Source organism: Sphingomonas sp. 66-10, assembly GCF_001897045.1.
In the GTDB taxonomy this organism is placed as follows: domain Bacteria; phylum Pseudomonadota; class Alphaproteobacteria; order Sphingomonadales; family Sphingomonadaceae; genus Sphingomonas; species Sphingomonas lycopersici.
This window is the reverse complement of the sequence record NZ_MKRR01000110.1, coordinates 1-12,892: the sequence shown is the minus strand read 5'-3', so window position 1 is coordinate 12,892 and position 12,892 is coordinate 1. Positions and strand designations below refer to the sequence as shown.

13 protein-coding genes and 2 tRNA genes are annotated in these 12,892 nt (G+C 67.4%); 5 read left to right on the top strand and 10 right to left on the bottom strand.

The window, feature by feature from the left end:
- Nucleotides 1-212 (bottom strand): hypothetical protein (locus tag BGN95_RS10610; RefSeq protein ID WP_286772586.1); only part of this gene is annotated, 212 nt, incomplete at its 3' end.
- Between the two features lie 245 nt (nt 213-457).
- Nucleotides 458-1,204 (bottom strand): peroxide stress protein YaaA, encoded by a 747-nt coding sequence (yaaA, locus tag BGN95_RS10605; RefSeq protein WP_286772585.1) that lies wholly within the window; start codon nt 1,202-1,204, stop codon nt 458-460.
- A 139-nt stretch (nt 1,205-1,343) separates the two neighbouring features.
- On the opposite strand from yaaA, the gene BGN95_RS10600 reads away from it, so the two are divergent.
- The gene (locus BGN95_RS10600) at nt 1,344-2,624 is read left to right on the top strand and encodes a YfgM family protein (RefSeq protein WP_179511434.1); all 1,281 of its coding nucleotides are present in this window, start codon (nt 1,344-1,346) and stop codon (nt 2,622-2,624) included.
- Nucleotides 2,625-2,851: 227 nt separating this feature from the next.
- Here BGN95_RS10600 and BGN95_RS10595 read toward each other — a convergent pair whose 3' ends face one another.
- Complete coding sequence (locus tag BGN95_RS10595; RefSeq protein WP_265269161.1) at nt 2,852-3,313, bottom strand: Lrp/AsnC ligand binding domain-containing protein; 462 nt, start codon at nt 3,311-3,313, stop codon at nt 2,852-2,854.
- Nucleotides 3,314-3,492: 179 nt separating this feature from the next.
- Here BGN95_RS10595 and BGN95_RS10590 point away from each other — a divergent pair, with 179 nt between their 5' ends.
- The 4 genes from BGN95_RS10590 (at nt 3,493) to BGN95_RS10575 (ending at nt 6,718) form a co-directional block, all read left to right on the top strand.
- Nucleotides 3,493-5,220, top strand: coding sequence for a sensor histidine kinase (locus tag BGN95_RS10590; protein WP_353744698.1), 1,728 nt, complete (start codon nt 3,493-3,495; stop codon nt 5,218-5,220).
- A 41-nt stretch (nt 5,221-5,261) separates the two neighbouring features.
- Nucleotides 5,262-6,233, top strand: a complete 972-nt coding sequence (locus BGN95_RS10585) for a polysaccharide deacetylase family protein (protein ID WP_286772602.1) — start codon at nt 5,262-5,264, stop codon at nt 6,231-6,233.
- 33 nt (nt 6,234-6,266) lie between these two features.
- Nucleotides 6,267-6,343, top strand: a tRNA-Pro gene (locus BGN95_RS10580).
- Between the two features lie 111 nt (nt 6,344-6,454).
- The gene (locus BGN95_RS10575) at nt 6,455-6,718 is read left to right on the top strand and encodes a GlsB/YeaQ/YmgE family stress response membrane protein (RefSeq protein WP_179511436.1); all 264 of its coding nucleotides are present in this window, start codon (nt 6,455-6,457) and stop codon (nt 6,716-6,718) included.
- An 18-nt stretch (nt 6,719-6,736) separates the two neighbouring features.
- Here the strand turns inward: BGN95_RS10575 and BGN95_RS10570 are convergent.
- The 7 genes from BGN95_RS10570 to BGN95_RS10540 form a co-directional block, all read right to left on the bottom strand.
- Nucleotides 6,737-6,812: transfer RNA gene (locus tag BGN95_RS10570), tRNA-Ile, on the bottom strand.
- Nucleotides 6,813-6,969: 157 nt separating this feature from the next.
- A complete protein-coding gene (locus tag BGN95_RS10565; protein WP_179511437.1) occupies nt 6,970-7,194 on the bottom strand; it encodes a hypothetical protein in 225 nt (74 codons plus the stop codon).
- 139 nt (nt 7,195-7,333) lie between these two features.
- A complete protein-coding gene (locus tag BGN95_RS10560) occupies nt 7,334-8,740 on the bottom strand; it encodes a M20/M25/M40 family metallo-hydrolase (protein WP_286772584.1) in 1,407 nt (468 codons plus the stop codon).
- Nucleotides 8,741-8,931: 191 nt separating this feature from the next.
- Complete coding sequence (locus tag BGN95_RS10555) at nt 8,932-10,494, bottom strand: 2-isopropylmalate synthase (RefSeq protein ID WP_286772583.1); 1,563 nt, start codon at nt 10,492-10,494, stop codon at nt 8,932-8,934.
- 249 nt (nt 10,495-10,743) lie between these two features.
- Nucleotides 10,744-11,355, bottom strand: a complete 612-nt coding sequence (locus BGN95_RS10550) for a TMEM175 family protein (RefSeq protein WP_179511440.1) — start codon at nt 11,353-11,355, stop codon at nt 10,744-10,746.
- A gap of 6 nt (nt 11,356-11,361) precedes the next feature.
- Nucleotides 11,362-11,979, bottom strand: a complete 618-nt coding sequence (locus BGN95_RS10545; RefSeq protein WP_179511441.1) for a YceI family protein — start codon at nt 11,977-11,979, stop codon at nt 11,362-11,364.
- A 195-nt stretch (nt 11,980-12,174) separates the two neighbouring features.
- Nucleotides 12,175-12,892: hypothetical protein (locus tag BGN95_RS10540; RefSeq protein WP_286772582.1), on the bottom strand; the 718-nt coding region annotated here is incomplete at its 5' end.

The window sequence follows — 12,892 nt, the reverse complement described above, 5'->3', positions numbered from 1 at the left end:
GTCGTCACGGCCGCGGTCTTGACCGTGGTGGTGGTCTTCGTCGCGGCGGCCTTGGCCGGGGTGGTGACGGTCGTCTTCGCGGCAGTCGTGGTCTTGGCCGCGGTCGTCTTCACCGCGGTGGTCGCCTTGGCGGCCGGGGTCTGCGCATAGGCCATGCCGCCCGACGCAAGCGCTGCGGCGGAAATGGCGGCGAGGATTGCGGACTTGATCATGGCATCACTCCATTGCGAACGCCTTTCCCGGCGTCGGGGTGTGTAATGCCAAAGCACCGCTCGCCGGCGAATGACGCGGAGATTAAATATCCTTCAGGGAATTGAGGGGGTTCGTTCGGGCTGGATTAAGCTTCTGCCCACACCCGTTCGGGCTGAGCTTGTCGAAGCCCTGCACTTTCTTCCGCGGAAAGGAGGGCAACCCTTCGACGAGCTCAGGGCGAACGGGGAAAGGTGGGTTTCAGCCGTTACTGCCGCCGGAAGCTCCAATTGTCGCCCTCGCTTACCGTGGCATCGAACGCATAGCCGTCGCTCTCGAACCCGCGCATCGCCTCCACATCGGTGATGCGATGCTCGACCAGCCAGCGCGCCATCATCCCGCGCGCCTTCTTGGCGTGGAAGCTGATGAAGCGCCCGTCGGCCTCGCGGAAATCGACCGTGACGATGCGGGCGCCGCGCGGCAGCCGCCCGTCGACCGCCGCCCAATATTCCTGGCTGGCGAGGTTGAGCACCGCTCCCGATCCTTCCGCGGCGACATCGGCGGCGAGCGCATCGGCGATGCGCTGGCCCCACCAGTCGATCAGGTTCTTACGGCGCGGCGCCCAGCGCGTCCCCATCTCCAGCCGATAGGGGCGCATCCGGTCGAGCGGGCGCAGCAGCCCGTAAAGCCCGGAGAGCATCCGCAGATGATCCTGCGCGAAATCGATCGCCGCCTCGTCGAGCGTCGCGGCTTCCAGCCCGATATAGACGTCCCCGGCGAAGGCGCGGATCGCCGGCCGCTCGGGCAGGGTATCGAATCCGCGGAACCGTTCGACGTTGAGCTGCGCCAGCTTGTCGGAAATGTGCATCAGCTCGCCGAGCTTCTTGCGCGACAATTTCGCCGCCGCGGTGGCGAGCGTCGCCGCTTCGTCGGCGAAGCGCGGCGCGGTGGTCGGCATCGCGGGCAGCGGGGTGGCGTAATCCAGGGTCTTGGCGGGGGAGATAACGGCGATCATCGTGGGATTGCGCCTATCGACGGAACCCGTCACGTTCAATCCATGTTCAGTGCCTCTCGGGTTTCTTGAACCGGCAGAGGCAGGGGAGTAGAGCGACGGCGAGGCGCCGGCCGCCTTCCAGTATGGAGAGACTAACGCGATGAAAACCATCTACCGGGCCGCGATCGCCGCCGCCCTTCTTTCGGGCGTCGGTGGGGTCGCGCTCGTGGCGCCCGCGTCCGCCAAGGAAAAAGACAAGAAGGAAGAGGCCGGCAAGGCGCCGCCGCTGAAGCTCAGCAAGGACGTCCAGCCGCTCGCGGTGAAGGCGCAGACCGCGCTTCAGGCGAAGGATTATGCCACCGCCGAGCCGATCGTCCAGCAGGTGGCGGCCGCCGCGAAGAGCGACGACGACAAATATATCGCGTCGGTGTTCCAGCTCCAGCTCGCCGTCGGCAAGATGGGCAACCAGATCGACGACAATCAGATCAAGGGCCCGCTCGACGCGCTGATCGCCAACCCGCGCACTCCGCAGGCCGATCAGGCGCGCTTCAACTATCAGCGCGGCATCATCGCCGCCAATGCCAAGCAGCCGCAGGAGGCGATCGCCTTTTTCCAGCGCGCGCAGCAGCTCGGCTACACCGATCCCAACCTTCCGCTCCAGATGGTCAAGATCAAGATGGAGGGCGGTGACGTCGCAGGCGGCTCGGCCGATCTGCAGAAGGCAATGGATGCGCAGATCGCCGCCGGCCAGAAGCCCGACGAATCGCTCTATCGCTACGCGATGGCCAAGACGCTGCAGAAGCGCATGATCCCCGACACGATCGGCTGGATGAAGCGCTATATCGCGGCCTATCCGAACGCCAAGAACTGGCGCGACATCCTGTTCGTCTACGGCCTGCAGCAGGGCAGCGCGCTGACGCTCGACAAGGGGCAGAAGGTCGATCTGTTCCGCCTGCTGCGCCGCGAAAAGGCGCTGGCGGACCAGTATGACTACGAGATCTACGCGCAATATGCGATCGATCTCGGCCTGCCGTACGAAGGCAAGACGGTGATCGACGAGGGCCGCGCGGCGGGCAAGCTGCCGGCGGATTCGGCGACCGCCAACGATCTCTATCGCGTCGCCAAACAGTCGATCGCCAACGAAGGCTCGCTCGATCCGCTCGAGGGCAAGGCCAAGGCGGCGGCCAACGGCAAGCTCGCCGCCGGCACCGCCGACGCGCATCTCGGCGCGGGCAATTATGCCAAGGCGATCGAGCTGTATAAGGTCGCGCTGCAGAAGGGCGGGGTGGATGCCGATGCGGTCAACACGCACCTCGGCATCGCGCTCGCCGGGTCGGGCGACACCGCCGGCGCCAAGGCGGCCTTCGCGCTGGTGAAGGCCTCGCCGCGCGCCGATATCGCCTCCTTCTGGGAGACGGCGCTGGGCACCCCGGCCGCCTGACACGCCGGCTCAGGACAAAAAGAAAGGGCGGTCCCGCAAGAGGCCGCCCATTTTTTTTGCGTAGAATGGAACCTCCGTTCGCCCTGAGCTTGTGAGGGCACCCATGAAAGTATTACTTTCATGGGACCCGCCGGAGGGCTGCACTTCTTCGCTCGAAGAAAAGCGCAGGGCTTCGACAGGCTCAGCCCGAACGGGGAGGGGGAGTCCTGAGTTAACCCAAGGCCGAGTTACTCCAGGATCGGCACCCCCGCCGCCGACTTGGCGCTGCGGATCGTCAGCGAGGATTTGACGCTGGCGACATTGGGTGCGGTGGTGAGGTGGGTGGTCAGGAAGCGCTGGAAGCTTTCCAGATCGGTCGCGACGATCTTCAGCACGAAATCGATCTCGCCGTTGAGCATATGGCATTCGCGCACCTCGGGGAGCGCGGTGACATGCGTCTCGAACGCCGCAAGATCGGATTCGGCCTGGCTTTTGAGGCTGACCATCGCGAACACCGTAATCGGGAATCCGAGCTGTGCCGCATCGCATTCGGCGTGATAACCGCGAATCACGCCCGCCTGCTCCAGCGCGCGCACCCGCCGCAGGCAGGGCGGGGCGGTGAGGCCCACGCGATCCGCCAGCTCAACGTTGGTCATCCGCCCGTCTTCCTGGAGATAGGCCAGAATCTGTCTGTCTATCCGGTCGAGCACGTTATTCTCCGTTATCGCCACGCACATTCATGGCGATTTCAATGCCGTCGTTCATAGGATTATTGCGCATAAACGCAATTGTCCCACATTGCGACGTGTAGAAATCGGTTGTTCCGCAAGCGGGCGATGGCGGTTAATTGTTAAGCTCCGGTGGCGGAATGGTCGTCTGCCGGAACAGGGTGATTCGATTGCGATTCGACGACAGCCTCAAGACCGTCCTCGCTGCGGACGCCTCGACGCCTTTCGGCGCGCAGGCGGCGTTCCGTCAGATCGCGGATCTGGCGGCGCGCGGCCGGATCGAGGAGACACCCGAGCTGCTGGCGCGGCTGCGCGAATTGCGCGAGCGCGTGCCGCTGGCGGTGCGTGCCGCCGCGGCGCGTGCGCTCGCGCTGGCGACGCCGTCCGCGGGGCTGGTCGCGGTGTTCGCCGAGGATGACCAGTCGGTCGCCGCGCCGGTGCTGCGCGCCGCACGGCTCGACGATGCCAATTGGTGTGCGCTGCTGCCCTCGCTCGGACCGACCGGGCGCGCGATATTGCGTCATCGCGACGATTTGAGCGAAGCGGTGACGCGCGCGCTGGAAAGCTTCGGCCCGGCCGATTTCGCGCTCGGCCACGATCGTGCCGAAGACGAGCCGGTCGAAGCAGCGCCGGCCGAGGTGATCGAGGAGCATCCGGTTGTAAGCTCTGCCCCGCCGCCCCAGCCGGCGCCGCTCGCCGCGGTGCTCGGGATCGAGCCGGCGACGGCGCCGGGCGGCGGGTTCCAGATCGCGGCGCTGGTCGATCGCATCGCCGCCTTCCGCCAGCTCCACGGCGAACATCCGGTTACCACGGCCGAGCCGGTCGAACCGCGCGCCGCCGAACCGGCGGCCGCAGCACCGATCGAGCGCTTCGGATTCGAAACCGATGCGAGCGGGGTGATCCGCTGGGTCGACGCCGCGCCGCGCGCGGCGGTGATCGGGATCGGCTTTCTCACCCCCGGCGGCGACGGCCGGCCGCATGTCGACGGCGTGGCGAGCGGCGCGTTCCGGCATCGCACCGCATTCAACGACGCGCGGCTCAGCATCGCCGGGCGATCCGCGCTGGCGGGCGACTGGCGGATTTCGGGCGTCCCGATGTTCGATCCCGCGAGCGGCCGCTTCGTCGGGTTCCGCGGCGCCGCGCGGCGCCCGCGCGTCGACGAGGGCGCGATCGGCCGCCGCGCCGACAATGGCGGGGTCGAGGGGCTGCGGCGACTGGTCCACGAGCTGCGCTCGCCGACCAATGCGATCGCCGGCTTTTCCGAGCTGATCGAAACCGCGATGCTCGGCCCGGTGCCCGATGTCTATCGTCAGCGCGCCGCGGCGATCCGCACCCAGGCCGCCGATCTGGTCGGTGCGATCGAGGATCTCGAACTGGCGGCGCGGATCGAGGGCGATGCGCTCGATCTGCACGAGGGCGCGGTGGCGCTCGCGCCGCTGCTGGCGCGCACGCTCGACGAACTGGCGCCGCTGATGCGGTTGCGCGGCTGCACCGTCGATCTCGCCCCGGTGCCGCCGGCGCTGGCGCTGGCGTGCGACGAACGGATCGCCGAGCGGCTGGTCGGGCGGCTGGTCGCCGCGCTGATCGCGAGCGCCGCCGATGGCGAGCGGCTGGCGATCGACGTGCGCGACGAGGGCGCCGATGTCGCGATCGACATCACGCGTCCGCTGGCGCTGGCGACGATCCCCGATACCGCGCTGCTGACGCTCGATGCCGAGCGCGAGGTGGAGATGCCGGGCGCGCCGTTGCTCGGCACCGGCTTCGCGATCCGGCTCGCGCGCAATCTGGCGACCGAATTGGGCGGGGCGCTGATCATCGATGCGGATCGCTTGACTCTGCGCCTGCCGACGGGGTTGATCGACGATATGGGCCAGGCCTCGACCAACTGACGATCGTGGTGGCGCCCGCGATCGTTGCGCACCGCTGGCGCATGCCGCCGCCGGATGCGGCCGCGCTGATCGACTGGCCGGCGGATTTCGGCACGCGCTACGCGATCTTCGTCGATACCGAGGAGGAATTCGACTGGTCGGCGCCCTTCTCGCGTGATGCGCACGGGCTGTCGGCGCTCGCCGCGCTGCCCGACGCGCATCGCCGGCTCGTTGCCCGTGGCGCGGCGCCGGCCTTCTTCGTCGATTATCCGGTGGCGAGCGATCCGCGCGCGGCGGATGTGCTGCGCGCGATCCTCGCCGATGATCCGCGCGTGGCGATCGGGGCGCAGCTTCACCCCTGGGTCAATCCGCCGTTCGAGGAGCCGCTGTCGGCGCTGGCCTCCTATGCCGGAAACCTCCCGCCGGCATTGCTCGAAGCGAAGCTCGACGCGTTGACCGAAGCGATCGCCGCGGCGTTCGGGCGCCGTCCGCTTGCGTTCCGCGCCGGGCGCTACGGGCTGGCGCCCGGGCTGCTCGGGTTGCTCGCCCGTTCCGGCTACCGGCTCGACAGCTCGGTCCGCCCCGGTTTCGACTATCGCGCCGGCGGCGGCCCCGATTTCACCCGCATCGACGCCGCAGCGTGGCGCGACGCGGTGATCGAGTTGCCGCTGTCGACGGTCTTCACGGGTCTGCTGCGGCGTCGCGGCGCGCGGCTCCGCGCGGCGCTGGGGGCGGTTCCCCGCGCGCGCGGGGTGTTTGCTCGCACCGGGCTGCTCTCGCGCGTGCCGCTGACCCCGGAGGGCGTGCCCGTCGCCGAGGCGCTGGAGGCGATCGCGGTGGCGCTGGGGGAGGGGAGCCGGCTGCTCAACTTCGCCTTCCATTCGCCGTCGCTCGTGCCGGGGCACACGCCCTATGTCCGCGACGGCGCCGATCTGGCGCGCTTCTGGCGCTGGTGGGATCGCGTGCTCGATCTGCTCGACCGGCGCGGGGTGCGATCGGCATCGCTCGACGACCTGCTCGCGGCGCTTGCGTAATCCGCGCGCGACGCGTACCGGCTCCCCTCGCGTCGGGGAGTGGCGCAGTCCGGTAGCGCGCCTGCTTTGGGAGCAGGATGTCGCAGGTTCGAATCCTGTCTCCCCGACCATTTCCTTCACCGCTGTCCCTGATTGGCACGAACCAAGAAAATGGTGGCGCATCAGCGGGAAAGCATGCAGTCTCCATGCATCCGGGAGGGAAGCATAGGGAAGGATTTGCCATGCATCTGATCATCGCGTTGATCATGGGAGGCATAATCGGCTGGGTCGCAGGCATGGTGATGCGCGATCAGGGCGGAATAATCTGGAATGTGCTGATCGGCTGCGTCGGCTCGATCGTCGGGCGTTTCCTGTTCGGCGCGCTGTCGAACAACAGCCACCTTCGCGAAAACCCGTTCGACCCGATGACCTTGCTCGTCGCGTTCCTCGGCGCGATCGTGCTGCTCGCGATCTACAATCTCGTGCGGCGCGGGTCGCTTCGCTGAGCGCGGCGCGGGAATGCGTGGTGGGCCCGGCAGGACTCGAACCCGCAACCTAGCCGTTATGAGCGGCCAGCTCTAACCATTGAGCTACAGGCCCACGCCGATCCGTGACTAGCAGCGCCGTGCGGTGGCGCAAGAGCAAGTCACCGCCCGGGTTCGAAGCACTCGCGCCAGGGCAATGAAAAAGGGGCGCTCCCGCAGGAGCGCCCCTTCTCGTATTCGTCGGATCGGGCCGGGAAGGCCCGATCAGCCGATTACTGCGCGTTCGACGCGTTGCCCAGCGCGTCCGCCGAGTTGGCGAGCGAGTCAGCGGCAGTGGCGTTCGAAAGGTTACCCGCGGCCGCGTCGAGGTTGTCGGCGGCGCTCTGCAGGTTGTCCGCCAGCACGTCCGCGTTGTTTTCCGCGGGGGCCGGCGACTTCGAGCAAGCCGCAACGGACATCAGGCCGGCGGCAGCAAGAACAAAGGCAAACTTCTTCATTCGGATGCTCCCAAGCATAGCATTCTTCGCGGCCGACCCTGTCGCCGTCGCGAGACACCGCAAATACCGAACCGTTTCGGTGGGTCAATGAGGAAATTCACCGAAGCGAAACGATACGCGTCCTCGATCGCGCATTTTTTCAATGCGATTTGCGCTGAACCGGGCCGATTTCCTCGGGTGCGTCGGCGACGACGGCGAGCATCGCGGTCCATGCGGCGACATTCTGGCGCAGCTCCTCGCGGTCCACCCGATCGAGCGTATCGTCGGGCGTGTGGTGCGTATCGAAATAGCGCAGCCCCGATTGATTGAGGTCGATTCCCGCGACGCCGGTGGCGATCGTCGGCCCGATATCCGATCCGTCGCCGCCGTCACCCTTGCCGTGGACGATGCCCAGCGGGGCGAGCGCGCTGGCGAGACGATCGGCCACCGCCTTGGCGCTGTCGGGCAAGGTCGCCTGGAAACGCCACACGCGATCCGCGCCGAAATCGCTCTCCGCGGCGACTGCATGACGCTCCGCGCCGTGTCGCCGGGTGTAATCGCGCCCGCCATAGCCGCCGACCTCCTCCGCGCCGAACCACACCACGCGGATCGTGCGGCGCGGCTGGCGCCCGCTGTCGAGGATGCGCTTCGCCGCCGCGGCGGTGATCGCGACGCCCGAGGCATCGTCGATCGCCCCGGTGGCGAGATCCCAGCTATCGAGATGCCCACCGATCAGCACCACGCCGGCATCGGGGTCGCTGCCCGGCACTTCGGCGATGACATTGCCCGATTCCTGCTCGCCGATCTGGCGTGGGGTGAGCACCAGCTTCATCGAGATTGGCCGCCCGCGCGCCGCCATCGCCTCGATCAACTTGGCGTCGGGCACCGAAAGCGCGGCGGCGGGGATCGGCTTCACCCCCTCGGGGAAGCTGGTCATGCCGGTGTGCGGCAGCCGGTGCGTATCGGTGCCGATCGAGCGGATCACGATCGCCGCCGCGCCCTTGCGCGCCGCCACCGCCGGCCCGACGAACCGCGCGACGCCGGCCTGGCCGTAGCTCGATCCGTCCTGCGTCGGTGCCATCGCGTTGCCGACATAGGCGATCTTGCCCTTCAGGCTGCCGTCGGGCGCGTTGGCGAGATCGGAATAGGTCTTGAACACCACCACCTCGGCGGTGAGCCCGGCGGCCGGGGTGGCGCCCGAATTGCCGAGCGCGGCGAGCGTCAGCTTCTGCGGGAAGGGGGCGGTGATCTCGGCACGCTCCTCGCCGCGCACCCAGACGGGCATGCGATAGGTTTCGATCCGCACGTTCTTGAAGCCGAGCGCATTGAGCTTCGCCGCCGCCCATTGCCGCGCGCGCGCCTCCGCCTCGGTCCCGGCGAGCCGCTGGCCGACCTCGGTCGTCAGCCCTTCGACGATGTCATAAGCGACATCGTCCTTGAGCGCGGCGTCGCGCAGCGCAGCGACCGCGGGGTCGGCGGCCGGCGGCACCGGCGGCTCGGCGCGCTGTGCGAGGGCAGGGAAGGGCAAAGCGAGCGCCAGCACGGCGGCGAGGAAGCGGTTCGTCATGCGCGAGGGGGTAAGGCGGCGCATGGCGACGGGCAAGTGGTTGCCGGGGTAACTTTCTCGCGCTGCGATGGCAGTTGAGCGCCACGCCTCCGCCGTTCGCCCTGAGCCTGTCGAAGGGCTGCCCTTCTTCCTTGCGAAGAAAAGGGCAGGGCTTCGGCAAGCTCAGCCCGAACGGGGAGAGGGGGGCTAGGTCAGGCCCTGTTCGCCGCGCTCAACACCGCCCTCACGCTGGCGGTGGCGATATCCGAATCGATCCCGACCCCCCACACGGTGCGCCCGTCCGCGGTGCGGCATTCGAGATAGGTCGCCGCCTGCGCATCGGCGCCGTGGCCGATCGCATGTTCGCTGTAATCGACCACTTCCAGCGCGGGCCCGGTCGTCTCGGCCAGCGCGGCGATCACGCTGGAAATGAGCCCGTTGCCGCGCCCGGAGAGCGACCGCTCCTCGCCGTCGATCGCGACGCGGCCGACGAAGCGCCGGTCGCCCGCCGCGCCCGTCTCCTCATAATCGCGCAGCACGAAGCGATCGTTCGCCGCGGGCAGATAGGTGCGCTCGAACGCCCCCCAGATATCGGCGGCGTTCAGCTCGCGGCTGGTCTCGTCGGCCAGCGCCTGGACGATGCGGCTGAAATCGGCCTGCATCCTCTTGGGCAGCTTGAGCCCCTTGTCCTGTTCGAGCACCCAGGCGACCCCGTCGTTGCGCGCGGCCTGCGCGGCGAAGCCCTTCTTGATTGCATCCTGGTGGCTGCCGCTGAACGCGGTGAACACCAGATCGCCGGCATAGGGCGTGCGCGGGTGGACGGTGATGTTGGTGGCATATTCCACCGTCTTCACCACCTCGTCGATGTCCGACAGGTCAAGCTTCGGATCGACGCCCTGGGTGTACATGTTGAGCGCGACGGTCACGAGATCGCAATTGCCGGTGCGCTCGCCATTGCCGAGCAGGCAGCCCTCGACGCGATCGGCGCCGGCCATCAGCCCCAGTTCCGCCGCCGCGACCCCGGTGCCGCGATCGTTATGCGTGTGGAGCGAGATCACCACGCTGTCGCGATTGGGGATATTGCGCCCGAACCATTCGATCTGGTCGGCATAGACGTTGGGGGTCGCGCATTCGACCGTCGCCGGCAGGTTGAGGATCAGCGGGTTTTCCGGCGTCGGGCGCAGGATATCCATCACCGCCGCGCACACCTCGACCGAGAAATCCAGCTCTGCGGTGGAGAAGGTCTCGGGGCTGTATTCGAAGCTCCATTTGGTGTCGGGCTGCTTCGCCGCCTCGTCGCGCAGCACCTTGGCGCCGTCGATCGCGATCTGGCGGATTTCGTCGCGCGACATGCCGAACACGATCTTGCGCCACGCCGGGGAGACGGCGTTGTAGAGATGGACGATCGCCTGTTTCGCGCCCTTGAGGCTCTGGAAGCTCGTCTCGATCAGGTCGCGCCGCGATTGCGTCAGCACCTGGATCGTCACGTCGTCGGGGATGCGATTCCCCGCGATCAGGCTGGAAATGAAATCGAATTCGGTTGCGCCCGCGGCGGGGAATCCGACCTCGATTTCCTTGAGGCCGATCTTCACCAGCAAATCGAAGAAGCGGTTCTTCTTCTCGGCGTCCATCGGGTCGATCAGCGCCTGATTGCCGTCGCGCATATCGGTGGAGAGCCAGCGCGGCGCGGTGGCGATCACCTTCGACGGCCAGGTGCGGTCGGGGATGTCGATGGTCGGAAACGGTCGGTATTTGACGGAAGGATCGCGCAACATGACGGGCTCTCGCTATCGGGAGGAGGCGTTGGGGTCGTTCGGCTTGGCCCTTAGGCGCGTCGGCGTGCCAGGCACGCGGGCTGGTTCGCGCCTAAGGGCGCGTAAGTCGAAGGAGGAGGCCGAACACCTGCGTCATCGCCCTTGCGGTAACCCCGGACGGGCGGCGCTGTCCAGCGGAGTTTTAGCGTTCGTTGGGAAAAGGCGGTTTCACCGCCTGAAATGACCCGGAGAGGCGTTTCCAAACAGCTTTTAATGCCGTTCGGCAAAAAGCCGGTCGAGCGGGGTCTGCGGGACGATCCAGAATAGCGCGACGAGCATCGCGCAGATGATCCCGAACCACGGCGAGACGAAGGTGAGCGCGAAGCCGGCCGTATAGACTGCCATCGCGAAATAGCCCTTGCGCGTCGTCTCGACGTGATAGCGGTGCGCGCGCTCGTGCTTCACCCCGGTCCGCACCACGACGCGCTGCAGCCAGATATAGCCGATCGAGGGCAGGATCAGCGTGACGAGATAGAGCTGGGTCGCGGTCCGGCTGAATTCATGCTCGCCGAGATAGGCGGTGCCGAACGGGACGAGGCTGAGCCCGAACAGCAAGGCGAGATTGGACCAGATCAGCCCGTTGGTCACGCGCCGCGCGTGGCCGAGCAGCCGGTGGTGATTGCCCCAATAGAGCCCGACATAAAGGTAGCTCAGCGCATAAGCGAGAAACAGGTGCCACATCGACAGGATGTGGCCGAGCCCGTCTTCCACCGGCACCTTGAGCTCGAGCACCATGATCGTGATGATGATCGCGATCACGCCGTCCGAAAACGCCTCGACCCGGCCGAGCCCGGTGCCTTCCGCCTCCTGTTCTTCCGCCATATGCGCTTATTTGACGAAGGCGGCGCTGATCTTGAGCTTCACCTCGTCGGAGACCAGCGGCACGCCGAAACCGACGCCGAACTCGCTGCGGCGGATCGTCGTCTTGGCGGTGAAGCCGATATTGTCCTTGCCCATCATCTTGCCCGCGCCGAAGAATTTGGCCTCGAGCGTCACCGGCTTGGTCACGCCGTTGAGCGTGAGGTTGCCGTCGATCTGTGCGGTCTGGCCCTTGGCGGTCACCTTGGTCGACACGAAATGCGCGTCGGGCGGGTTGGCGCCGAAGAAATCGGCCTTGGCGCCGTCCTTCGGCGCGCGGAGCAGATGCGCAGTGAGATCCGGGCTGGTGGTCAGCACCTTGGAGACCGGGATCGTCACATCGACCTTCGCCGCGTCGGGCTTGGCGGGATCGATCGTCAGCGTGCCAGACGTCTCACCGAACAGCCCGAAATAAGGCGTGAAGCCGAGGTGGTTGACGGTCCATTCGATCAACGTGTGGTGCGGATCGACGGTATAGCTGCCCGCGACCACCGCGGCGGGATCGGCCGATCCCGGCGGCGCCTTCGGCATCTGCGCGACGACGGCGGTGGAGGCAAGCGCAAAGGCGGCGAGATAGGCGAAGCGCATTGGGAATCTCCCTTTTCTTTGACGGTGTTGAACCACAAGCCGGGGCGAGGGGGAAGCGCGTAAATCAAGGCGACCGGTTAAATCGGACCTACCTCTCGCCGTTCGCCCTGAGCTTGTCGAAGGGCTGTCCTTCTTCAAGGCAAGAAAAGTGCAGGGCTCCGACAAGCTCAGCCCGAGCGGGCGGCAGCGCGCGCGTTACTTAACCGCGCCCTGGATCACATCGAATTTGATCCGCACCCACGCGCCGATCAGCGGCTTGCCGCCGATGCGCGGCGGGCGGACGAGGAACTGGAACGATGCCTGCCTCAGCGCGCGGGCGATGCCCGAGCCGGGGCTCTCGCCCAGTTCGCGGCAATCCTCGACGCGATAGCGTGGTGCGGTGCGGCACGCGATCATCCCCCAGCCGACCTGCTGCCGCGCGGGAAGATAGGTCGCCATCTCGGCATGCGACGGCTCGCGATACCATTCGGCGTAATAGAGATCCTCCCCGCCCGGCGCGCCGCCCGCCGCGGCGACCTGCGCGCCGTCGTCGGCGGCGGTGTCGCCCTTGTCGCCATTGGCCTTCGCCAGCTGGTCGGGGCTCGGCTTGATCCGCCCGACGTCCGACGCGACGAAATCGGCATGCGAGAGCATGATGACCCCCGGCAGCGTGATCGGCGGGGTCGGCATCGGGGTGGCGCGCGGGGGCGGGGCGGCGTGGTGTTGGCGGTCCTGTTCCTTGGCGACCTTGGGGCGCTGGACGACCTCCTTGCTCTTGTTGACCTGCTCGCCGTTGGCGCGGGCGACGTTGAAGGTCGAGAGCGGGCGGACGTCGATGAACTTCGGCACGCCGCTGATCGCGCCGAGCGTGATCAACGCGATGACGACGAGCACCCCCGCCGCCAGCGCAAGCAGCAACGCGCCGGCGCGGCCA

What these genes read in the sequence shown, in the direction of transcription:
- yaaA (WP_286772585.1), bottom strand. Translation starts at nt 1,204, where the DNA reads ATGATCGCCGTTATCTCCCCCGCCAAGACCCTGGATTACGCCACCCCG.
- BGN95_RS10600 (WP_179511434.1), top strand. Translation starts at nt 1,344, where the DNA reads ATGAAAACCATCTACCGGGCCGCGATCGCCGCCGCCCTTCTTTCGGGC.
- BGN95_RS10585 (WP_286772602.1), top strand. Translation starts at nt 5,262, where the DNA reads ATGCCGCCGCCGGATGCGGCCGCGCTGATCGACTGGCCGGCGGATTTC.
- BGN95_RS10575 (WP_179511436.1), top strand. Translation starts at nt 6,455, where the DNA reads ATGCATCTGATCATCGCGTTGATCATGGGAGGCATAATCGGCTGGGTC.
- BGN95_RS10565 (WP_179511437.1), bottom strand. Translation starts at nt 7,194, where the DNA reads ATGAAGAAGTTTGCCTTTGTTCTTGCTGCCGCCGGCCTGATGTCCGTT.
- BGN95_RS10560 (WP_286772584.1), bottom strand. Translation starts at nt 8,740, where the DNA reads ATGACGAACCGCTTCCTCGCCGCCGTGCTGGCGCTCGCTTTGCCCTTC.
- BGN95_RS10555 (WP_286772583.1), bottom strand. Translation starts at nt 10,494, where the DNA reads ATGTTGCGCGATCCTTCCGTCAAATACCGACCGTTTCCGACCATCGAC.
- BGN95_RS10550 (WP_179511440.1), bottom strand. Translation starts at nt 11,355, where the DNA reads ATGGCGGAAGAACAGGAGGCGGAAGGCACCGGGCTCGGCCGGGTCGAG.
- BGN95_RS10545 (WP_179511441.1), bottom strand. Translation starts at nt 11,979, where the DNA reads ATGCGCTTCGCCTATCTCGCCGCCTTTGCGCTTGCCTCCACCGCCGTC.